We start from the raw sequence: 21207 nt of genomic DNA, 5'->3' as shown, positions 1-21207 counted from the left end.
GATCCCGCCGTTCGTCATCGCTTTCAGGCCGCGTCGGCGAGCTTCTTCTCGTCCTTCGCCTTGGCGGCGCCCAGCTCGGCCGGATCGAAATCGTCGACCGAGATGAACTCGAACACGCCCTCGCGTACGCGCTTGAGCAAAGCGGCTTCGGCGCTGTCGATCACGCCGGCCTTCTCGGCTTCCGCCAGCTGGCCCACGTAGTCGTGCGACTTGAACTGACCGGCCTTCTGCGCCTTGAGGAACTTGCGCTCCACCGGCTCGGCGGCGATCACGTCGGGCAGCAGCGCATTCATGCGGCCGACGGTGTTGTTCGCCGTCGGGGTGAGGTACACCCACTCCATCAGGCGATCGCGCGCTTCGCCCGGCGCGGTGATGATGGCGGCGACGCGTCGACCCAGGCGGTCGGACGGCGGTACTTCGCGGCGACCGAACGGAAACACGAGGGCACGGATCAGCCAGGCAACCGGGCGGACCGGGAAATTGCGGATCGCGCCGTCCAGCGCCATCTGCGTGCGCCACATGCACTCGTGGAACGCCCAGGCGAGCAGCGGCCGGTCCGCTTCCGGGCGACCGGTGTCTTCGTAGCGCTTGAGCATGGCGCTGGCGATGTACAGATAGCTGAGCACGTCGCCCAGGCGCGCGGATAGCTTTTCCTTGAACTTCAGCTTGCCGCCGAGCACACCCATGAAGGTGTCTGCGCACAGCGCCAGCGCCGCCGAGTAGCGGTCGAGCTTGCGGTAGTAGCGGTGCGTATAGGCATCGCCCGCCGTCTCACCGATGCGCGCGCCCGTGATGCCGAAGGCGAACGAGCGCACCGCGTTGGAGATGCCGAAGCCGATATGGCTGAACAGCAGGCGGTCGAAGGTCTTCAGGCGCTCGCCGTAATCGGCGATGGACAGCGCCTGCATTTCCTTCAGCACATAGGGATGGCAGCGGATCGCGCCCTGACCGAAGATCATCAGGCTGCGCGTCATGATGTTGGCGCCTTCCACCGTGATGGCGATCGGCACGCCCTGCCAGGCGCGGCCGGCATAGTTCTTCGGCCCCAGCTGCACCGCCTTGCCGCCGTGCACGTCCATCGCGTCGCCGGCGATCACACGGCCCCATTCGGTGGCGTGGTACTTGGCGATCGCCGAAGGAACTGCCGGCTTCTCGCCGCGATCGACCGCGGCGGCGGTGGCGCGCGACAGCGCCGCGGTGGCGTAGGTCAGGCCGCCGATGCGGGCGAGCGCTTCCTCCACGCCCTCGAAGCGGGCGATGGACAGGCCGAACTGCTTGCGCATGCGCGCATAGGCGCCGGTGGCCGCGACCGCGGCGCGCACGCCGCCGGTGGCGTTGGAGGGCAGCGAAATGGCGCGGCCGACCGAGAGGCATTCCACCAGCATGCGCCAGCCGTGGCCGGCCATGTCAGGACCGCCGATCAGCACCGACATCGGCACGAACATGTCCTTGCCATGCACCGGGCCGTTCTGGAACGGGATGTTCAGCGGGAAGTGGCGGCGACCGATCTCCAGGCCCGGGGTCGAGCGCGGAATCAGCGCGAGGGTGATGCCGAGGTCTTGCTTGTCGCCCAGCAGCTTGTCCGGGTCATACATGCGGAAAGCCAGGCCGACCACGGTAGCGATCGGCGCCAGCGTGATGTAGCGCTTGTCGAAGGTGAGGCGGATGCCCAGCGTCTCGACGCCATCGACCAGCTGCTTGCAGACGATGCCGTAGTCGGTGATCGAGGTGGCGTCGGAGCCCGCGTACGGGCCGGTGAGCGCGAAACAGGGAATTTCCTCGCCTACCGCGAGGCGCGGCAGGTAATAGTTCTTCTGTTCGTCGCTGCCGTAGTGCAGCAGCAGTTCCGCCGGACCGAGCGAGTTGGGCACGGCGACGGTCGAGGCCACGGTCGCCGACATGGTCGCCAGCTTCTGCAGTACCGCCGAATGCGCGAGCGCGGAGAAGCCCAGGCCGCCGTACTGCTTCGGGATGATCATGCCGAAGAACTTGTGCTTCTTGATGAAGGCCCAGACTTCCGGCGGCAGGTCGGCCAGCTCATGCGTGATCTGCCAGTCGTTGAGCATGCCGCACAGCTGCTCGACCGGGCCGTCCATGTAGGCCTGCTCTTCGGTGCTCAGCTCGGGCTTCGGCTGCCTGGTCAGTTCATGCCAGTCCGGCTTGCCGGAGAACAGCTGGCCCTCGAAGCCGACCGTGCCGGCTTCCAGCGCGGTCTGCTCGGTCTCCGACAGCTTGGGCGTGACCCTGGCGAACATCTTCAACAGCGGCGCGCTGATTTTCTTGCGGCGGAAGTCCACCATCAGCAGCGGCACCGCGATCAGCAATTCGATCGCCAGCAGCACGATAGTGGTGACCGGCGCGCCGACGATCAGGCCAACCACCAGCGTGGCAGCGACGGTGACGATCGCCCAGGTCCGCAGGCTGCTGCGATGGTAGGCACAGACGCCGGTGGCGATGAGCGCCGCCAGCAGGGTGAGGATCACGGACATGAGAACACCTCGTCGCGAATGGCGTTGTTGCGGAAGACTGGCATGAGCACTACTCGATCAGGTCCGCGTCCGTGCGGGTGCGATGCTGCGTTTCATCGCCCGGCTTGCGCAGAAATCGTGCGATCTGCCGGGTGAAAGCGTCGTTGGCGTCCCCGGCCACCATATGCGTGGCACGAGGCAGTTCCACATGCTCGGCCTGAGGCACGAGCCGGAGAAATTCGTCGACGGTGTCGCGTGAGACCACGTCGCTGCGACCGCCCGAGAGCAGCAGCACCGGAACGCGCACGTTGGCGGCGGCGCTCATGAGGCGCGGCTGGTAGCGCTCGCTCTCACGCACGAGGTCGCCGCCGAGCAGGGCCGGATCCCAATGCCAGCGCAGGCGGCCATCGGCGCCCTCGCGCAGCAACGGACGCAGCTGCTCCTCGCTCTTGCGACCGGCGCGGTGCGGCAGGTACGCGGCGATCTGTTCGGCGGCTTCGGCGTAATCGGCGAAGCCGTCGGGATGGGCCTGCATGAAGGCGAGGATGCGTTCGACGCCGGCCGTCTCCCAGCGCGGCGTGATGTCGACCAGGACGAGCGCACGAAACAGCGAGGGATCGATCTCTCCCGCCACCACCAGCCCAAGCAGGCCGCCCATCGACGCGCCGACCAGCACCGGCGGCGCGGGCTGCGCGCGGGCGAGCTGCACCAGGTCGGATGCGAACTGTTCCATGTGGTAGCCGCCATCCGGCACGCGCTCGCTTTCGCCGTGGCCACGGCTATCGAAGGTGACACAGCGGAAACCCTCGGCCGCGAGCGCAGCGGCGGTCGCGGTCCAGGCGTGGCGGGTCTGCCCGAAACCGTGGGCGAACAGCAAGGTGGGGTCACCCTCGGGCTGGCGCACCTCGACGGCGAGGCGCACGCCGTCTTCGGCGACGAACGGAATCATCGATGCGGCAGCGGAAGCCTGGTAGGTGACCATACGGACGAGTATGGATTGCTGTCCGAGCCGCCGTCAACCGGCAGTTGACGCCGATCTGCGCGCCCTTCCGTCCGGCTGGCGCGGATTACAAACCTCGGCACTGGGGCTACCATGCGCACATGAATGTGAGCGCCAAACCCGAACGTACCCGCCTCTCCGCCGAGGATTGGGAAGATGCCGCCCTCAAGCTGATCGCCGACCAAGGTGTCGGCGCCCTCGCCGTAGAAGCCCTGGCCCGCCAGCTGGGCGTGACCAAGGGCAGCTTCTATTGGCATTTCCGTACCCGCGAAGCCCTGCTTCAGGCCGCCCTGGAGCGCTGGGAGCAGTACGGCGAGCGCGAAGTCATCAGCCAGATCGAGGCCATGCCCGATCCGCGCGCGCGCCTGCCGGAACTGTTCCGCCGCGTCGCCCACGAAATTGCCCCGCACCGCGTCTATGCCGCCCTGCTCAAGGCGCTGGACCACCCGCAGGTGGTGCCGGTGATGGCTCGCGTGTCGCAGCGGCGCATGGAATTCCTCACCACCATCTACCGCGAGGCCGGCTTGCCGCCGTCGGAGGCGCTCAACCGGGCTCGCCTGACGTACGCGGCCTATGTCGGCTTCCTGCAGCTCAACTTCACGCTGGGTCTACCGCGCATCAGCCATGAAGAGTTCGACGCCTACGTCGAGCACATGATCCGCACGCTCACGCCGGCCTGAAAGGCAAGCCGCATCAGCGGCTTGCCGGCATTTCGGGGCCGCTTTGCTGCACTCCGCCTTGCAAATGCCAGTTCACGCAAACTACCGTTTCTACTCTTTTTTGTCCTAAGACCAGAGTGAGGAACGCATGGCGAGCAAGCTGGAGGCGCTGCAGCGCTGGGTTGACGAGGTGGCGGCGCTGACCCGCCCCGCCCGCATCCATTGGTGCGATGGCTCTGACGCCGAATATCAGGAACTGGTGCAGCAGATGCTGCAGACCGGCGACCTGATCGAGCTGAACCAGGAGACCCACCCGGGCTGCTACCTGCACCGCTCGAACCCCTCCGATGTAGCCCGCGTCGAACACCTCACCTTCGTCTGTACGGAGGACCGCGAGGACGCCGGCCCCAACAACCATTGGATGGCGCCGGCCGAGGCTCACGCCAAGATGGACGGCCTGTTTGCCGGCTGCATGGAAGGCCGCACCATGTACGTCATCCCGTACTGCATGGGCCCGATCGATTCCCCGCTGGCCCGCTGCGGCGTCGAAATCACCGACAGCCCCTACGTGGTGGCCAATATGCGCACCATGACGCGCATGGGCGCCGCGGCGCAGTCGCGCATCGAGTGGGAAGGAAGCTTCGTGAAGGGCCTGCATTCCACCGGCGAGCTGGATCCGGAACGCCGCTTCATCATGCATTTCCCCGAGGAGCTGACCATCAAGTCGTACGGCTCCGGCTACGGCGGCAATGCGCTGCTTGGCAAGAAGTGCCACGCGCTGCGCATCGCCAGCTGGCAAGCCAAGTCCGAGGGCTGGCTCGCCGAGCACATGCTGATCGTGGGCATAGAAAACCCGCAGGGCCAGACGCATTACGTCGCGGCCGCCTTCCCGTCGGCCTGCGGCAAGACCAACCTCGCCATGCTGATTCCGCCTGAGGGCTATCGCCGTGACGGCTGGAAGGTATGGACCGTGGGCGATGATATCTGCTGGATGCGCACGGGCGCGGACGGCCGCCTGTACGCGATCAATCCGGAAGCCGGCTTCTTCGGCGTGGCGCCGGGCACCAGCGCGAACAGCAATCCGAATGCGCTGGCCAGCATCGCGCGCGACACGATTTTCACCAACGTCGCTGTGACCGCCGACAACCAGCCCTGGTGGGAAGGTCTGCCGGGCGAGCCGGCGCGCGACTGGCAGGGCCGTCCCTACGACCCGGCCAACGGCCCCGCGGCGCACCCGAACTCGCGCTTCACGGTGAGCGCCAGGCAATGCCCCACCTGGTCGCCCAAGGCCGAGGATGCGCAAGGCGTGCCGATCAGCGCGATCGTGTTCGGCGGCCGCCGGCCTTCGCTGGTGCCGCTGGTGTTCGAGGCGCGCGACTGGGCGCACGGCGTCCTGGTCGGTGGCGCGATGGGCTCGGAAACCACGGCCGCCGCGACCGGCGCGGTCGGCGTGCTGCGCCGCGACTCCATGGCGATGAAGCCCTTCTGCGGCTACCACTATGGCGACTATTTCCAACATTGGCTGTCGTTCGACCAGCCCGGCGCGAAGCTGCCGAAGGTCTTCCACGTCAACTGGTTCCGCAAGGGCAAGGACGGCAAGTTCCTGTGGCCGGGCTTCGGCGACAACCTGCGCGTACTCGAATGGATGATCGCGCGCGTGGAAGGCAAGGCTCAGGGAGTCGCGACGCCGATCGGCACCCTGCCCGCGCGCCATGAGCTGCGCATGGACGGCCTCGCCATCGATGGCGCCGCGCTGGACGAACTGCTGCATGTCGACCAGGAAGGCTGGCAGGCCGAAGTCGGCGCCATCGGCGACTACCTGCGCGAGTTCGGCCCCCGCATGCCGCAGCAGCTCCATGACGAGCTGCGCCGCGTCGGCGACGCGCTGGCCGGCGCGTCGCGCTCTCAGGCCGTCGCTTCCTGACCGCCCGTGGCGGCCCGCCGTTCGGCCGGCCGCCACTTTCTCCTGCAGTCACTCCCAGGCCTCTAAACCTTGCCGCTTGCGGGCGCATCCAAGCTAGCAAGATGATCAGCGCCTGCCCCGCTACCGGAAGCTCCATGCCGCCTGCCATCGTCGCAGCGCCCGACGACGACGACGCCGCCGACGACGCCGACGACGTGCGCGCGGCCGCGGCCGGCGATCGCGTCGCGTTCCAGCGGCTCTACCGGCGGCATGTGGATCGCGTGTACGGCGCGGTATATCGCCTGGCCGGCTACGACCATGCCCGTGCCGAGGACATCACTCAGGATGCCTTCGTGCGCGCCTGGCAGAAGCTCGACGGCTTTCGCCACGAAAGCGCCTTCGGTACCTGGCTGTATCGCCTGGCGGTCAACGTCGCGCTGATGGATATCCGCTCGCGCGGCTCCGACCCCGTGAGCACGATGGACGAGGACGACCTGCCCGACCACGGCGAAACGCCGTTCTGCGCAGCCGAGCGCGAAGAGCTGGAACGGGCCATTGGCCGCCTGCCGCCGCGTGCCCGCGCCGTGCTGGTGCTGCACGATGTCGAAGGTTGGCGACACGAAGAAATCAGCGCCGAGCTGGGCATGGCCGTCGGCTCGTCGAAAGCGCAGTTGCACCGCGCCCGCGGACTGCTGCGAAAGGTTCTTGGAGAAGCGTCATGAACGAATTCGAATGGCATCGCCAGATGCGCGCCCTGCGCGAACCCGCGTCCCCGCGGCGCGACCTGTGGGCGGACATCGAAGCGAAGCTCGATGTCCCCGCGGCCGCGGCCACTCCGGCACGCGCGCCGCGCCGCCAGGGCTGGCTGCTCGCCGCCAGCTTCGCCGGGCTGTCCCTGCTGGCGATCGGCGTCAACCAGCGCCTGCGCGTCGACGCACCGGCCGTGCCCGAGGCGCACAAAGTCGAAGCGTGGAAGCCCGCCGATCCGCGCCTGGCCGGCGCCGCGGTGGAACTCGATGCGGCACGCATGGAACTGCAACAGGCCATCCAGCAGGCTCCGCATTCCCCTGCCCTGCAGCGGCTGCTGGATCTCACTCAGAAACGACAATCGCAACTGCGTCTGCTGGAACAACAGGCGGGCTGAGCCAAGGAGACACCCATGAAAACCGCACGCTATCTCCCCCTCCTGCTGGCGCTGTCGATCGGCCAGGCCCTGGCCGATACCCCGATCAATCTCACCCACGACGCCACCCCCACCGTGCGCCTGGAGATCAGCAACGTCAAAGGCTCGGTCAACATCACCGCCTGGGACCGTAACCAGGTACAGGTGGGCGGGCGGCTCGGCGACGGCGCCCGGCCGCTGACCCTCGAGGGCGACAACGGTCACCTTTCGCTCAAGGTCACCTCGCAGGGCAAATCCGGCTGGTTCAACTGGAACAACGATACGTCGATGAGTGACACCGCCCTGGACGTGCGCGTACCGAGGGCAGCCACGCTCGACGTGGAGGTGGTGAGCGCCTCGGCGAGCATCGACGGCATCGACGGCGGCCCCATCCGGGTCAATTCGGTGAGCGGCAAGGTGCGCGTGAATGCGCGCGCTCCCTCGGTGGAAGCCGAAAGCGTCAGCGGCAGCATCGAACTGGCCGGACGCGCGGACAAGGTGAATCTGCAGACGGTGAGCGGCGACATCCTCGCCCCTTCCGTGCAGCGCGAGGCCGAGCTGCAGACCGTGTCGGGTCGCATCCGCGTGGGCGGCGGTCCCTGGAAGCGGCTCAATCTGAGCACGGTCTCTGGCGACGTCCAGCTCAACGGCGGCATGGCGCCGGAGGGCGACATGAGCGTGGACAGCATGAGCGGCGACGTGCAGTTGCAGACACCGGGCAACCTGTCCGCAGCCATCCACGCCAATACGTTCAGCGGCGACCTGCGCAGCGACTTCGGCACGCCACGCAAGGTCGAGCACGGGCCCGGCACCGAGCTGGAGACCACGGCCGGCAGCGGCGGCGCGAAGATCAAGATCGAGACATTCAGCGGCGACCTGCGCATTCGCCGGCAAGACTGACGCCGAGGCTTCGTAAACGAAAACGCCGTCGCTCTGGCGACGGCGTTTTTCTTTTGACGATGATCCGGCGGACTGGCCGCTCAGAGATCCTGATGATATTGCACGTAGGGTGTGCGCGACTGGTCCGGCTCCGGACCCACAGGCGTATTCACCGCATTGCCGGACGACCAGACGTTCTGGGCACCGATGCTCAGTTCGCCCTGCCATGGCAGGCGCAGGGTCACGCCCAGGTCGATGCTGCTCCAGCGGCGCTCGCTGTTGTAGCCGGAACCCGGCAACGCAGGCTGCATCACGCGGCCGACCACCCCGCCGCTCAGCGGGCCGTGATCGACGCCGAAGCTCAGCGCCTTCTGGTCCAGCGTATTGATGCCCAGCAGATTGCCCGGCAGCAGGCGGACGCGGCCCACGCTGGCGCCGAGATCAATGCCGCTCTTGTTGTCCAGCGCGACCCGGCCGCGCGCATTGAGCTGCGCGCTGCTGTCGAACGCGCTCAACCCGTTGACGCCCGGCGCCGCGCCCGGCAGCAGGCGCGGCAGCACCGACGTGTTCGGCGTGCTGTTGGCGCCAAGGCTGAGGCCCACGCTGTAGCGACCGCTGCTGTAGGTGGCGCCGATCTCGCTGCCGATCACGCGCGGCGCGCGATTGTTCATCCAAGTCTGTTCGCTGACACCGACGTGGGCCTGCAGATTGTTGCCAAGCCCATAGGTGAGGTCGGTGGACATGGCGCGCGAAGCGTCGACGACGCTGAACTGCAGCGGACCATCGTTGTGCTGGCCGCCACCGGACATGCCGCTGTCGGCCTTGAGCGCAAGCCAGCGGCCATCGCTGCCACGCCATAGCGGCACGGCCGTACCCGATCCCAGCTCGACCACCTGATCCGGCTTCTGAGCGAGCAGCCGGTTCGCCAGCTCGTGCGTATCGCCGGCCAGCGACTGCCCTGCCGCGGCGAGCGGCATCAGCAGGATTGGCAAGGACAGCAACAGGCGGCGCATGGAGTTCGACCGAGGATCAGGACATTCCGTCATGGGTAACCGGCACTCCCCTCCCAGAGAGTGCGGGCAGACCGAGCTTACCACAATTTAACTTTTGCTTACACCCTTTTTGCCCCCGTTTTTTTGGTGACCAGGACCGCATAATCCGAGGGACAATCGGACCCATCCAGCACTGCGTACGCCCTGGCGTCCCGTCAGCGACAACGCTGAACAGAGACGATATAAAGAGCATGTGACCTAGCATGGACCGGTCCACGCCGGATGAGTTCAGTACCGACCAATCCCATTCCTGTCCTGCCGTCTGCGGAGCCCGGTTCCGCGGCGATGCATGCCGCTGTGGAAGGCCTGTTCCGGACGACCGACGCGGCCGGCGTGGCCGAGGTCTGCACCGGCATGGTCCGTGCGCTAGGCATCCGGGGCGGACTGGATTGGCGGCCGCTCGACATGCCGGCCCCGGCGACCCTGCCCGACCAGCTGGATCTGGCCGAGGACCCGCAAGGCCAGCGCATGTTGGCGCTGCGGCCGGAAGCACCTCTGAGCGGCGAGCTCTGCGACCAGATCGCCTGGCTGGGCCGGGTGGCGGCCTCGCGGCTGCGCCAGCTGGCCGAGACCTCCCGTCTGTACGAGGCCATTTCCAAGCTGGCCATGGCCGAGCGCCTGCAGCGCGCGCTGTACGCCATCGCCGACCAGGCCAGTACCGAACACAACATGGCCGACATGATGCATGCCCTGCACGGCATCCTTGGCAGCCTGATGTATGCGGAGAACTTCTACATCGCGCTCTACGACGCGGCCACGGACAGCGTGCGCTTCCCGTATTACGTGGACACGATGGACAAGGACCCGCCCTCGCCCGACCAGAGCGTGCCCCTGCAGGACATGCGCCACAGCCTCACCTGGAATCTGCTGCAGGGCGGCCAGCCGATCATGGGCTCGGTGGACGAACTGTCGCGCCAGTTCGCCGGCCAGTTCGTGCTGCTGGGTCCGGTCTGCGAGCATTGGCTGGGCGTGCCGCTGCAACGCGACGGCCGCGTGGTCGGCGGCCTGGTCGTGCAGAGCTACCGCGAGGACACGCATTACACCGACCACGACCGCGAGCTTCTCAGCTACGTAGCCAAGCACGTACAGACCGCGCTTGAACGCCGCGAAGCGCATGCCGAGCTGGAACGCCGCGTAGCGAGCCGCACCGCCGCGCTGCGCGAAGCCAATCGCGTGCTGCGCCAGCAGGTCCTGCAGCGCCAGCGCGGGGAGCGCCTGCAAGCAGCGCTGTTCCGCATCGCCGAACTGGCCAATGCCTCCGAAAGCCTGGACAACTTCTACGCTGCGGTACATCGCGTGATCGGCGGCCTGCTCTACGCGCGCAATTTCTATATCGCGCTGCTGGACGAAGAACCCAATCAGCTCACCTTTCCCTATTCGATCGACGAGTTCGACACCGTGCGCCTGCCGCGCTCGCATGGCCGCGGTCTCACCGAGTATGTGCTGCGCCACGGCAAGCCACTCCTGGCCGCGCCGGATGATATCGACCGTCTGGTGCGCCAGGGCGAAATCGGCCACCACGGTTCGCGCTCCGTATGCTGGCTGGGCGTACCGCTGATCTGGGGCGAACGGGCGATGGGCGTACTGGCGGTGCAGAGCTACTCGCCCGAGCACACCTACGATGTGCGCGACCAGGAGTTGCTCACGTTCGTGAGCTACCACGTCGCCAACGCGCTGCAGCGCAAGCACACCACCGAATCGCTGAAGCAAGCCTATGCCGGCCTGGAACGGCGCGTCACCGAGCGTACGCGCGCGCTGGCCCTGGCCAACCGCGACCTGCGTGAGCAGATCGCTGAACGCGAACGCGTGGAGCGCCGTCTCAAGTACGAAACCCTGCACGATTCGCTGACCGGCCTGCCCAACCGCACCTTGCTGCTGCAGCGCCTGGAACAGGCGTTACAGCGCTACCACGGCAATCCGCAGGACACCTTCGCGGTGCTGTTCATCGATCTGGACCGCTTCAAGGTCATCAACGACTCCGTGGGTCACCTGGTCGGCGACGACCTGCTGTTCCAGGTCGGTGGACGCATCCGCGCCTGTCTGAAGACCCGCGACGTGGTCGCGCGCCTGGGCGGCGACGAATTTGCCGTGCTGGCCGAAGGCATTACCGACTACAAGATGGCCCTGGTCATCGCCGAGCGCATCATCGCCGAGCTGCAGACGCCATTTCGTCTCGGCGCGAAGGAGATCTTCACCTCTGCCTCGATCGGCATCGCCCTGCCCGGCCCGCACTATCAGCGCCCCGAGGAACTGCTGCGCGACGCCGACGCGGCCATGTACCGCGCCAAGGACGAGGGCCGCCACCGCGCCGCCGTCTTCGACGACCGGCTGCGCCGCGAAGCACTCTCGCTGCTGGAGATGGAGGGCGACCTGCGCCGCGCGCTCAGCCGCAACGAGTTCGTGCCGTTCTACCAGCCCATCGTCTCGCTCGAGGACGGCCGTACCGTCGGCTACGAAGCCCTGCTGCGCTGGCGCCACCCGGACCGCGGCCTGCTCACGCCGAGCGATTTCCTCGCGGTAGCCGAGGAAAGCGGCTGTTCGGAAAGCATCGATTGGCAGATATTCGAACAGGTCTGCGCTCAAACGGAGGCGCTTACCGGCAGCGACGGCTTCGTCAGCATCAACGTCTCAGGACGGCATTTCCGCTCGCCGGACCTGGACAGACGGCTACTGGATCTGCTGGCCGCCCACCGCGTGCCGCCGCGCTGCTTGCGCATCGAGGTCACCGAACGCGCGCTGCTGGAAAACGCCTCGCAGGTGAAGCGGATCCTGGACAACCTTCGCGGCCACGGTGTGGGCATTGCGCTGGACGACTTCGGTACCGGCTATTCCTCGCTGAGCTACCTGCACCAGTACCCGATCAGCACACTGAAGGTGGACCGCTCCTTCATTACCGAACTGCCCCGCGAGGGCGGCCACAGCCTCGCCGTGGTGCGCGCCATCCAGGTGCTGGCCGATTCGCTGCAAATGCAGGTGATCGCCGAGGGCATCGAGCAGGAAAGCCAGCGAGACGCGCTGCTGCGCGTCGGCTGCCGCTACGGACAGGGCTTCCTGTTCGCCACGCCACGCGCCGCCGACGTATGGCTGCAGCGCGAGTACCACTTCGCGCTGCCCTGAGCATCGCCGTTATTGCGCCGTATCCGGCGCGCTCGCGGCGGCATGGCTGAGCAGATGCTCGGCGTCGATGCGATCGAAGGTGTAGCGGCGTGCGCAGAATTCGCAGATGACCTCGATTTCGCCATCACGCGCCTCTAGCGCCGCCTCCACCTCCTCACGGCCGAGGGAACGCAGCATCGACTCCACGCGCTCGCGCGTGCAGTTGCAGCCGAAAGCCAGCGGCCGCGGCTCGAACAACCGCACGGCCTCTTCATGGAAGAGGCGGTACAGCAATTCCTCCGGCGCGGTCGTCAGCAGTTCGTCGCGCCCCAGAGTTGCGGCCAGGTGGAGAATGCGCGGCCAGGCATCCTCGTCCTGCACGCTGTCATGGCCGCCTTCGCCAGGCAGGCGCTGCAGCATCAGGCCTACCGCGTGCTCGCCATCGGCGGCAAGCAGGATCCTCGCCGGCAGCTGTTCCGAATGGCTGAAATAACTTTCCAACGCGCCAGCCAGCTCCGGCTCCCTCAGTTCCACCAGACCTTGATAGCGCTGGCCGCGCTCCACGTTGCCGATGGTGATGGCCATCACCGCGTCAGACAGCTCATTCAATGCCAGAGCCGCTGGCAGTGGGGCATTCCAGCGCGCCAGGCCGCGCAGCCGGCCCTGATCGGAGCACTCGGCAAACAGCAAACGCAGCGCGCCGCTGCTTTTGAGTTCCACGGACAGATGGCCTTCCAGCTTGATATTGCCGGTCATCAGGGCGCTGGCCGCCAGCGCCTCACCCAGCATCGAGCGCAGTGCCGGAGGGTAATCGGCGCGCCCGGCCACTTCACGCCATGCGGCGCCCAGGCGCACCAGCACGCCCCGCACGCCCGCGCGTTCGAGCAGGAAGCGGTGCAGCACATCTTCGACAAGAACGGTTTCCACGAATTCGGACCTCTCAGGGCAAGCCCCGGTAGATGGGGGCGGCGGCTGCCCACGCAAGCGACCGCGAGCGGTGGGCATCCGTCGCGCGCCACCGACCGGATAAGCCGAGTGTAAGCCAGGCGCCTCGCGAAACCCGCCATCGCAGAGCGCCGACAGGCTCTTATACTGCCGCGACCTTCCCGATCTGCCGCCATGCCGCCACGCCGCTTTCTGCCCGCCCGACTGTTGCGCGCGCTCCTCATCCTTGCTGTCGCATGGCTTGCGCTCAGCTGGCTCATGGTGTTGGTTCTGCGTTTCGTACCACCCTGGACCTCGGCGGTAATGATGGAGCGGCGCGTCTCTGCCGCGGTCCACGGCGAGAGGGACTTCCGCCTGCGCTATCGCTGGGTGCCGTGGTCGCAGATGTCACCCTACGTCCCGCTGGCCATGGTGGCGGGCGAGGACCAGAAATTCCCGTTCCATCACGGCTTCGATTTCGACTCCATCCAGGACGCCATGGATGCCGCCGAGGATGGCAAGCGCCTGCGCGGCGCCAGCACGATCAGCCAGCAGACGGCCAAGAATCTGTTCCTGTGGAACGGCCGCAGCTTCGTGCGCAAGGGACTGGAGGCTTACTTCACCGTGCTGATCGAACTGACGTGGCCCAAGCAGCGCATTCTGGAGGTCTACGCGAACATCGCCGAGCTGGGCGATGGCATCTACGGCGTGGGCGCGGCCAGCGATGCATTCTTCCGCACGCCGCCTGCGCGCCTCGGGCCAGCCCAGGCCGCGCGGCTGGCCGCGGTATTGCCCAGCCCGCGCCGCTTCAAAGCCGACCAGCCCAGCCCCTACGTACTGAGCCGAGCCACATGGATTCAGCAGCAGATGGGCCAGCTCGGCGGACCGGGTTATCTGCAGAGCGATGATCCGCCGCAAGTACGGCGCCGCTGACCGCACCGGCCTCGCCCGCCCGCACGCCCTCCGCTAGCATGCGCGCATTTCCCGCATGGATCCGCGCATGCCGCAGCTCACCGTCATCGTCCCGGCCTACAACGAAGCGGCCGTGCTGGAGGCGTTCCACCAGCGTCTGGCGCTGGTTCTCGATCAGCTGCCGCTGAGCAGCAGCGTGTTGTATGTGGACGACGGCAGCAGCGACGCCACCTGGGCGATTGCCGAAGCGCTGGCGGCGCGCGATCCGCGCGCCGGCGCACTCAAGCTCTCCCGCAATTTCGGCAAGGAGGCGGCAATGACCGCCGGACTCGACGAGGCGGATGCCGAGGCCGTGGTGGTGATCGACGCGGACCTCCAGGATCCGCCCGAGCTGATCCCCGCCCTGGTCGACCAATGGCGCGCCGGCTACGACGTGGTGTACGCCACTCGCAGCGCCCGCGCGGGCGAGACGGGATTCAAGCGCTTCACCTCCGCGGCCTTCTACCGCACGATGGAACGGCTCTCCGATACGCCGGTGCCGCGCGACACCGGCGATTTCCGCCTGATGTCCCGCCGCGCGCTCGATGCGCTGCGGCAGCTGCGCGAGCGCCAACGTTTCATGAAGGGCCTGTTCGCCTGGATCGGCTACCGGCAGACGGCGGTGCATTACGAGCGCGATCCGCGCCACGCCGGCGACACCAAGTGGAACTACTGGCGACTCACCCAGCTGGCGGTGGAAGGCATCACCTCGTTCTCCACCGCACCGCTGCGCCTGGCCACTTGGACCGGCCTGAGCGCGTCCGTCCTGGCCTTTACCTACGGACTGTGGGTGCTCGGCAAGGCGCTGTTCTACGGCGACCCGGTGCGCGGCTACCCCACGCTGATGCTGGTGATCCTCTTCCTGGGCGGCATACAGCTGCTGGCACTGGGCGTGATCGGCGAATACCTGGGCCGCAGCTACGCGGAAAGCAAGCAACGGCCGTTGTATTTCATCGAGGAGCGGCGCCGCTCCCGCGAGGGCTGAAAACTTGCACCGGCCGGATTCACGTCTGCGCTACACCTCCGTCGCGCGGCGGCGCTAGACTGGTTTCCGGCGAACGTCCACGGCGACACCGGAGGCTAGGCATGCGCAAGGTCAAGCATCTGTTGGACAGCAAGGGGCACCAGATCTTCAGCATTGCGGAGGATGCGCAGGTGCTGGACGCGATCAAGCACATGGCCGAACGCCAGGTCGGTGCGCTGCTGGTGATGCGCGGCGAGCAACTGGTCGGCATGGTTTCCGAGCGCGACTACGCACGCAAGGTGATCCTCATGGGCCGCTCCTCGGCACAAACCCAGGTGGCGGACATCATGAGCACCCCTGCGCTCACCGTCAGCCCGGATAACGATGTCAATTACTGCATGCGTCTGTGTACCGACAGCCGCATCCGTCATCTGCCGGTGGTGGACAACAACCACGTCGTCGGCGTGATCTCCATCGGCGACCTGGTGAAAGCAGTGATCGAGGAGCAGGCCGAGCAGATCGACCACCTCGAGAAGTACATCTCCGGATAGCGCTGACGCGCCCGGGGCTTCAGGCCTTGACCGCCGGATCGCGCCCCGCGGCCGGCGGCAGCGGCGTCTCCGGCGCCAGGTCCGGCGCGTGCCCCGCGCGGCGTGCGATCCACGCGGCGAGCGCCGAAATACCTACTCCCACCGAGGCCATGCCGGCCAGCGTCACGCCCAGTGCGGCGAACAGATTCACGCCGAGCGTCACCACCACGTCGCCGAAGCGCCAGACGGCGGTTTCCACGAAATTCTTGCCTTTGTAGCGCGTCTCCCGCGGCACGCGGGTGTACAGGGCATCCTGCGCTGGCTTGGTCATGCCATAGGCGAAAGCGCGCGAGCCGACCATGGTCACGGCGAGCATCGGTACGGCGTATCCGAACCATGCGATCTGCCCGCTCCCCACAACCGTCAGCCCCAGCAGCAGCACCAGATTCACCAGCGCCGGCACCACCAGGCCCCAACCGGCGCCGTGGCGCGCCATCAGCCAGCGTGTCACGGTCAGCTGCAAGATCGCGCCGAGGACGTTCGTATACAGGTCGATATCGTTGTAGAACGCGGTGCGCGCCACTTTGTCCGCAAAGTGCGCCTTGGTGTAATCGGCCATCAGCGCATAGGCCAGCGTACCGATGCCGTCGCCCAGCAGCATCAGGATGGCCATGTAGCGCAGGAAGGGCCGCGACCAGAGTTCGCGGATACCCGCCCATAGCGAGCCGCCCACCGGCTCGCTCCCGCCCTGTTGCCGTTCCTGCTGCCCCGAGAGGAATAGCAGCAACGACAACGACAGCAGCAGCGCCAGGGCAGACACCACCAGCAGTGGCGCTACCCCGATCATGGTTACCAGCAGCTTGGTCAGCACCGGACCGGCCACCGCGCCCGCCATGCCGCCCAGCGCGATCAGCGAAAAGACTTTCCGCGCCTGCTGGCTGTCGAAGATGTCCGCCATGAAGCTCCAGAACAGCGACACCACGAACAGGTTGAACACGCTGACCCAGACGTAGAACACCACCCCCAGTCCACGTGCGCCGATGCGATCCTGCGCCATGAACGCCGGCACGAAGGCGAGCAGGCACAACGCAAAGAAGCTATAGCTCCAGGCCAGCAGCCGCTTGCGCGGGAAACGCGCCACCAGCATGCCGAATACCGGCGTGAGCAGCAGCATCACCACGAATACCGCCAGGTAGAACAGCGGCAGCGACTGCGAGCCCACCGCACCGCTGAGCTGGTCGCGCACTGGGCGGATGATGTAGTAGGCCGCCATCAAGAAGAAAAACGCCAACGCGGACAGCACGGGCGCATAAGCCTGGCCGGTCGCGATAGGACGGGGTGAATTCACCGGGGGACATCCTGCGTGGGTCGCGCGAAGACTAGCATGGGCGTGTGACGGCCCATCCGGCCAGGAGGGATCGATGAGGGGATCGATGAGCTACGACTATGTGATCGTCGGCGGCGGTTCGGCCGGCTGCGTGCTGGCCAACCGGCTGAGCGCCCGTCCGGATAAACGCGTCTTGCTGCTGGAAGCCGGTCCGCGCGACTGGAATCCGCTGATCCACATGCCCGCCGGCATCGCCAAGCTGGTAGGCGACCATCACGGCCTGGCGCGGCTATATGGCGGTCACCGGATCAACTGGGGATACCGCACGGAGCCGGAGCCCCAGTTGCTGGACCGCCGCCTGTGGTGGCCGCGCGGCAAGACCCTGGGCGGATCCAGCTCGATCAATGCGATGTGCTACATCCGCGGCGCCGCCGCGGACTACGACGGCTGGGCCCAAGTCACTGGCGACGCGCGCTGGCGCTGGCGCGAGGTGCTGCCCTGGTTCCTGCGCAGCGAAGACAATCGCCGCGGCGCGGGTCCCTGGCACGGCGCAGGCGGCCCGCTGGGGGTGGACGACCTGCGCTGCCACAGCGAGCTGTCGGACGCGTTCGTCGCCGCCGGCACCGAAGCGGGCTTCGCCCGCAACGACGATTTCAACGGCGAACGCCAGGACGGCTTCGGCCTCTACCAGGTCACCCAGCGAGATGGCGCACGCTGCTCGGCGGCCGTCGCCTATCTCCTCCCCGTCAAAGATCGTCCCAACCTGCACGTGCGTACCGGTGCGCAGGTAGACCGGGTACTGATCGAAGGTGGACAGGCCATCGGCGTGCAGGTGGGTGGTTCGCGTATCGAGGCGGGCGAAGTAATCCTTGCCGCCGGCGCCATCAACACCCCGCAGTTGCTCATGCTGTCCGGCGTAGGGCCGGCGGACCATCTGCGTGAGCATGGCCTGCCGGTGGTGCTGGCCCAGCCGCATGTGGGCGCCCATCTGCAGGATCACCTGGATATCTGCACCGTCGTCGGCACCACCAGCCGCGCAACGCTCGATCACCTCAACGATGCCGCCGTCGCCTGGCGCTACCTGCGCACGCGCGGCGGCGTTGGCACGTCCAACGCAGCGGAGGCCGGCGGTTTTGTGCGCAGCCGCTTCGCGACGGATGAGCGTTGCGACATCCAGTTCCATTTCATCCCGGCGCAACTGGACGACCATGGCGCACAGGCGCTACCGGGGCGCGGCTACACCGTCCACGCCTGCTACCTGCATCCACGCAGCCGCGGCCAGCTGCGCCTGCGCTCAGCCGATCCGGCAGCGCATATCGGCATCCGGGCCGGCTATCTCACCGATCCTGAGGGACACGACCTGAAGATGATGGTCGAGGCCGCGAAAATCTCCCGTGAGATCCTCGCGCAGTCTTCGTTCGACGCCTACCGGGGGGCGCCGGTGCAGCCGCCTCACGCACTGAACACCGATGCGGCATACCTCGAGTTCGTCCGGCGGCGCGCGGAGACCATCTACCACCCGGTGGGCACCTGCCGCATGGGACGCGAGGAGGACGCGGTCGTGGACAGCGAGCTGCGCGTATGGGGCATTCAGGGATTACGCGTGGTCGACGCGTCGGTGATGCCTTCGCTGGTGACCGGCAACACCAATGCCCCGACGATCATGATTGCCGAGCGTGCCAGCGCCCTGATGCTCGGCGTAGCCTGATCAGGCCGCCGCCAGCTCCGCCGGCGGCATGCAATGCAGGCTCGCGCAGATCAGCCGCAGCAGCTGCGCTTCATCGCCGGTGACTTTGCCGTCCGCCATGATCGCGCGCATCCATCCGCGCAGGGCCAGTTCCTTGCCCATCGCACCGAGCCGGTCCAGCTCGTCCAGGGCACGATCGAAATCGTCCTGCCACAGCGCCGGCAACGAAGGCCAGCGCAGTGCCTCGCCAGGGAGCGCTTCCTGCAGCGCCAGCCACCAGGCACGCTTCGCCTCATCTTCGCTGGCGCTGCCGTGGCACGCCAGCACGGCGCACACCAGGGAATAACTCTCGCGGCAAGCGGACAACTTGCCGGACGCCGTGGGTTCCGCCGCCGCCGATGGCGCTTCGCGCAGTTGCGCCCGCAACAGCCGCAACAGCGCATATTCCCGCAGCTCCATGCGTCCGTCGGCCCGAACGAGCTGGTCGACCGCATGCAACAGCGCGCCACGGCGGGCCGGCCCAAGGCGCTTGAGCGCGGGTACGGCCAGCGCCAGCAGCAGGTGCCGTTGCTTCAGCGGCAAGCCGTCGACCGCGTCGGCCGTCACCGCAGCCGTTGCCGCGACCGCCTCGCCCAGGACCGAACCGATGGTGCGGCGCTGACCATCGCGCACCGCCCATTCCGGTGACAAGGCGTAGGCCAGCACCAAGCCGGCTGCACTTTCGGGTTCGCGCGCCATGCCGACCAGTTCGCCGGACAGCTGACCTGGCACCTCGGCCGACAACGATGGCACAGCCCCCTTGGCAGGCGCAGCGCCGAACTGCGTGTAGAGACTCAGGCTTTCCGGCGGCGGTTCGAAGATCGTCGGCAATGGCGCGGTGGGTGTTTCGCGTGCCGTGACGTCCTCATCTTCTCGCCCCAGCGACGCTGCATACTTGGCGGCGAACAACTTCAGCTCGGTGGCGCTGCAGGCGGGGTCGAGCGCACGGACACGCTCCAGCAGCGGAGGATGCGTGGAGAACCGGCGCTGGAATTCGTCGCCTTCGGCAAACAGCATATGCGCGAGCTCGCCGCGGCGACCCGTGCACAGATATGAACCCTCCGCGATCGCGCCCACTTTCTTGAGTGCGCCGACCAGACCATCGGTCTGCCGCGTGAACTGCACCGCCGAAGCGTCGGCGAGGGACTCGCGCGACCGGCTCAGCGCCGCCTGAATCATCCGGCCGGCATACACGCCGACATAGCCGATCACCATAAAGGCCACGCCGAGGGTGACTATATGGATGCCGAGGGCCTGGCGCCGGTCGTAATGACCATTGTCATCGCTCTGGTCGAGCAGGCGGCGGCCCAGGAAGCCGATGGCCTGGATGCCGTAAAGCAGACCCATGATGCGAATGTTCAGGCGCATGTCGCCGTTGAGCACGTGGCTGAACTCGTGGGCGACCACGCCCTGCAGCTCGTCACGGGACAGATGGTCCAGGCAGCCCTGGGTCACGCAGATCACCGCGTCGCGCGGCTCGCGGCCCGCGGCGAAGGCATTGATGCCGGACTCATCGGGCAGGACATAGATGCCCGGCGTCGGCACGCCGGCAGCGATCGCCATTTCCTCGACCACATTGCGCAAGCGATGGAGCCGTGGGTCGTCGGGCGCCGACGTCACCTCGTCAGCCAGCACCGAGTCGGCCACGACCCGGCCACCGGCCGCCAGGCGGCGCATGCGATAGAACGAACAGGCAAGAATGCCGCCCGCCACGACGGCGGTCATCAGCGCGAGCACTTTTCCCGTCGGGAACGGCGAACGCATGAAAAACAGCGAGCACAGCCCCCATGCCACCCACGCCACGGCATCGACCAGCGCGACGATGACCGCCACCGCCAGCGCGAACAGCACCACCAACCGCCGGCTGGCGGCGCGCTGTCGAGTCTGCTGCGCTAAGAAATCCATCGACGCCCCTGTGTACGCCGCGCCATCGCGGCGACGCTGCCTCAGGCGAACGAGACCTTGGGCACGTCGCGTGCCGCCGGATTATCCAGCTCGAGCTGACCGGCCGGCCTGAAGCCGTAGCGGTCGGCGAGCAGCGAGCCCGGGAACATTTCGCGCTTGTTGTTGTAGGCCATCACGGCGTCGTTGAACGCCTGGCGGGCAAAGGCGACGCGGTTCTCGCTGGAACTCAGCTCCTCGGCCAGTTGCGCCATCGTCTGGTTGGCTTTCAGCTCCGGATAGGACTCGCTGACCGCGAACAGGCGGCCCAGACTCGCGCTCAGGGCGTTCTCGGCGCCCGCCAACTGCTGCATGGCGACGGTATCGCCCGGGTTGGCCTTGGCGCCCGCCAATCCGCTGATCGCGGCCTGGCGGGCGCGGATCACCGACTCCAGCGTCTCGCGTTCATGCGCGAGGTACGCCTTGGCCGTTTCGACCAGGTTGGGAATCAGGTCATGGCGACGGTTGAGCTGCACGTCGATCTGCGCGAAGGCGTTCTTGTAGCCGTTGCGCGCGGCCACCAGTCCGTTGTAGACCGACACGAAGTACACGACAATCACGGCGACGATCGCCAGCACGACCAGCCATCCCATTGCTTTTCCCCCAAAGTTTCCGGCGCGTTCCG

Annotated in this window: 17 protein-coding genes; 10 read left to right on the top strand and 7 right to left on the bottom strand. The window is 67.2% G+C overall.

The genetic code is table 11. The features are described 5' to 3' along the window. Nucleotides 1–23: 23 nt before the first annotated feature. Nucleotides 24–2489, bottom strand: a complete 2466-nt coding sequence (locus ACNR9O_RS01295) for an acyl-CoA dehydrogenase (RefSeq protein WP_473683704.1) — start codon at nt 2487–2489, stop codon at nt 24–26. A gap of 49 nt (nt 2490–2538) precedes the next feature. Continuing rightward, nucleotides 2539–3417: an alpha/beta fold hydrolase gene (locus ACNR9O_RS01290; protein ID WP_473700733.1), complete on the bottom strand. Its 879-nt coding sequence runs from the start codon at nt 3415–3417 to the stop codon at nt 2539–2541. A gap of 152 nt (nt 3418–3569) precedes the next feature. On the opposite strand from ACNR9O_RS01290, the gene ACNR9O_RS01285 reads away from it, so the two are divergent. The 5 genes from ACNR9O_RS01285 (at nt 3570) to ACNR9O_RS01265 (ending at nt 8092) form a co-directional block, all read left to right on the top strand. Then, nucleotides 3570–4148, top strand: coding sequence for a TetR/AcrR family transcriptional regulator (locus ACNR9O_RS01285; RefSeq protein WP_473683708.1), 579 nt, complete (start codon nt 3570–3572; stop codon nt 4146–4148). Between the two features lie 127 nt (nt 4149–4275). Then, entirely contained in the window at nt 4276–6051 is a 1776-nt protein-coding gene (locus tag ACNR9O_RS01280; RefSeq protein ID WP_473683710.1) for a phosphoenolpyruvate carboxykinase (GTP), read from the top strand. Between the two features lie 134 nt (nt 6052–6185). Then, nucleotides 6186–6752 carry an RNA polymerase sigma factor gene (locus ACNR9O_RS01275; protein ID WP_473683712.1) on the top strand — a complete coding sequence of 189 codons (567 nt, stop codon included), beginning with the start codon at nt 6186–6188 and terminating at the stop codon, nt 6750–6752. Next, nucleotides 6749–7174, top strand: coding sequence for a hypothetical protein (locus ACNR9O_RS01270; protein ID WP_473683714.1), 426 nt, complete (start codon nt 6749–6751; stop codon nt 7172–7174). The genes ACNR9O_RS01275 and ACNR9O_RS01270 overlap by 4 nt, the downstream gene beginning before the upstream one ends. A gap of 15 nt (nt 7175–7189) precedes the next feature. Continuing rightward, nucleotides 7190–8092: a DUF4097 family beta strand repeat-containing protein gene (locus ACNR9O_RS01265; RefSeq protein WP_473683716.1), complete on the top strand. Its 903-nt coding sequence runs from the start codon at nt 7190–7192 to the stop codon at nt 8090–8092. Nucleotides 8093–8172: 80 nt separating this feature from the next. On the opposite strand, the gene ACNR9O_RS01260 is transcribed toward ACNR9O_RS01265, so the two are convergent. Further along, nucleotides 8173–9084, bottom strand: a complete 912-nt coding sequence (locus ACNR9O_RS01260) for a hypothetical protein (protein WP_473683718.1) — start codon at nt 9082–9084, stop codon at nt 8173–8175. Nucleotides 9085–9345: 261 nt separating this feature from the next. Between ACNR9O_RS01260 and ACNR9O_RS01255 the strand changes: the two genes are divergently transcribed. Beyond that, nucleotides 9346–12240 (top strand): bifunctional diguanylate cyclase/phosphodiesterase, encoded by a 2895-nt coding sequence (locus ACNR9O_RS01255; protein ID WP_473683720.1) that lies wholly within the window; start codon nt 9346–9348, stop codon nt 12238–12240. 9 nt (nt 12241–12249) lie between these two features. On the opposite strand, the gene hslO is transcribed toward ACNR9O_RS01255, so the two are convergent. Then, nucleotides 12250–13146: an Hsp33 family molecular chaperone HslO gene (gene hslO / locus ACNR9O_RS01250; protein WP_473683722.1), complete on the bottom strand. Its 897-nt coding sequence runs from the start codon at nt 13144–13146 to the stop codon at nt 12250–12252. Nucleotides 13147–13338: 192 nt separating this feature from the next. On the opposite strand from hslO, the gene mtgA reads away from it, so the two are divergent. The 3 genes from mtgA (at nt 13339) to ACNR9O_RS01235 (ending at nt 15609) form a co-directional block, all read left to right on the top strand. After that, nucleotides 13339–14076: a monofunctional biosynthetic peptidoglycan transglycosylase gene (mtgA, locus tag ACNR9O_RS01245; protein ID WP_473683724.1), complete on the top strand. Its 738-nt coding sequence runs from the start codon at nt 13339–13341 to the stop codon at nt 14074–14076. A 67-nt stretch (nt 14077–14143) separates the two neighbouring features. After that, entirely contained in the window at nt 14144–15079 is a 936-nt protein-coding gene (locus ACNR9O_RS01240; RefSeq protein WP_473683726.1) for a glycosyltransferase family 2 protein, read from the top strand. A gap of 101 nt (nt 15080–15180) precedes the next feature. Further along, nucleotides 15181–15609, top strand: a complete 429-nt coding sequence (locus ACNR9O_RS01235; RefSeq protein WP_473683728.1) for a CBS domain-containing protein — start codon at nt 15181–15183, stop codon at nt 15607–15609. Between the two features lie 19 nt (nt 15610–15628). On the opposite strand, the gene ACNR9O_RS01230 is transcribed toward ACNR9O_RS01235, so the two are convergent. After that, the gene (locus tag ACNR9O_RS01230; protein WP_473683730.1) at nt 15629–16936 is read right to left on the bottom strand and encodes an NTP/NDP exchange transporter; all 1308 of its coding nucleotides are present in this window, start codon (nt 16934–16936) and stop codon (nt 15629–15631) included. Between the two features lie 85 nt (nt 16937–17021). On the opposite strand from ACNR9O_RS01230, the gene ACNR9O_RS01225 reads away from it, so the two are divergent. Beyond that, complete coding sequence (locus tag ACNR9O_RS01225; protein ID WP_473700732.1) at nt 17022–18623, top strand: GMC family oxidoreductase; 1602 nt, start codon at nt 17022–17024, stop codon at nt 18621–18623. Here ACNR9O_RS01225 and ACNR9O_RS01220 read toward each other — a convergent pair whose 3' ends face one another. Then, entirely contained in the window at nt 18624–20546 is a 1923-nt protein-coding gene (locus ACNR9O_RS01220; protein WP_473683733.1) for a M48 family metallopeptidase, read from the bottom strand. It lies immediately after the preceding gene. A 41-nt stretch (nt 20547–20587) separates the two neighbouring features. Continuing rightward, a complete protein-coding gene (locus tag ACNR9O_RS01215; protein WP_473683735.1) occupies nt 20588–21175 on the bottom strand; it encodes a LemA family protein in 588 nt (195 codons plus the stop codon). Nucleotides 21176–21207: the final 32 nt, after the last annotated feature.

The sequence above is a fragment of the Dyella sp. CR10 genome, assembly GCF_055814425.1.
Note: the sequence above shows the minus strand (reverse complement) of the source record. Positions and strands in the feature narration are given on the sequence as shown.

Coding starts and splice junctions, on each gene's coding strand:
- ACNR9O_RS01255 (WP_473683720.1), top strand. CDS start 9,346: ATGAGTTCAGTACCGACCAATCCCATTCCTGTCCTGCCGTCTGCGGAG.
- ACNR9O_RS01215 (WP_473683735.1), bottom strand. CDS start 21,175: ATGGGATGGCTGGTCGTGCTGGCGATCGTCGCCGTGATTGTCGTGTAC.
- ACNR9O_RS01220 (WP_473683733.1), bottom strand. CDS start 20,546: ATGGATTTCTTAGCGCAGCAGACTCGACAGCGCGCCGCCAGCCGGCGG.
- mtgA (WP_473683724.1), top strand. CDS start 13,339: ATGCCGCCACGCCGCTTTCTGCCCGCCCGACTGTTGCGCGCGCTCCTC.
- ACNR9O_RS01295 (WP_473683704.1), bottom strand. CDS start 2,489: ATGTCCGTGATCCTCACCCTGCTGGCGGCGCTCATCGCCACCGGCGTC.
- ACNR9O_RS01280 (WP_473683710.1), top strand. CDS start 4,276: ATGGCGAGCAAGCTGGAGGCGCTGCAGCGCTGGGTTGACGAGGTGGCG.
- ACNR9O_RS01265 (WP_473683716.1), top strand. CDS start 7,190: ATGAAAACCGCACGCTATCTCCCCCTCCTGCTGGCGCTGTCGATCGGC.
- ACNR9O_RS01275 (WP_473683712.1), top strand. CDS start 6,186: ATGCCGCCTGCCATCGTCGCAGCGCCCGACGACGACGACGCCGCCGAC.
- ACNR9O_RS01240 (WP_473683726.1), top strand. CDS start 14,144: ATGCCGCAGCTCACCGTCATCGTCCCGGCCTACAACGAAGCGGCCGTG.
- ACNR9O_RS01260 (WP_473683718.1), bottom strand. CDS start 9,084: ATGCGCCGCCTGTTGCTGTCCTTGCCAATCCTGCTGATGCCGCTCGCC.
- ACNR9O_RS01290 (WP_473700733.1), bottom strand. CDS start 3,417: ATGATTCCGTTCGTCGCCGAAGACGGCGTGCGCCTCGCCGTCGAGGTG.
- ACNR9O_RS01225 (WP_473700732.1), top strand. CDS start 17,022: ATGAGCTACGACTATGTGATCGTCGGCGGCGGTTCGGCCGGCTGCGTG.
- ACNR9O_RS01235 (WP_473683728.1), top strand. CDS start 15,181: ATGCGCAAGGTCAAGCATCTGTTGGACAGCAAGGGGCACCAGATCTTC.
- ACNR9O_RS01285 (WP_473683708.1), top strand. CDS start 3,570: ATGAATGTGAGCGCCAAACCCGAACGTACCCGCCTCTCCGCCGAGGAT.
- ACNR9O_RS01270 (WP_473683714.1), top strand. CDS start 6,749: ATGAACGAATTCGAATGGCATCGCCAGATGCGCGCCCTGCGCGAACCC.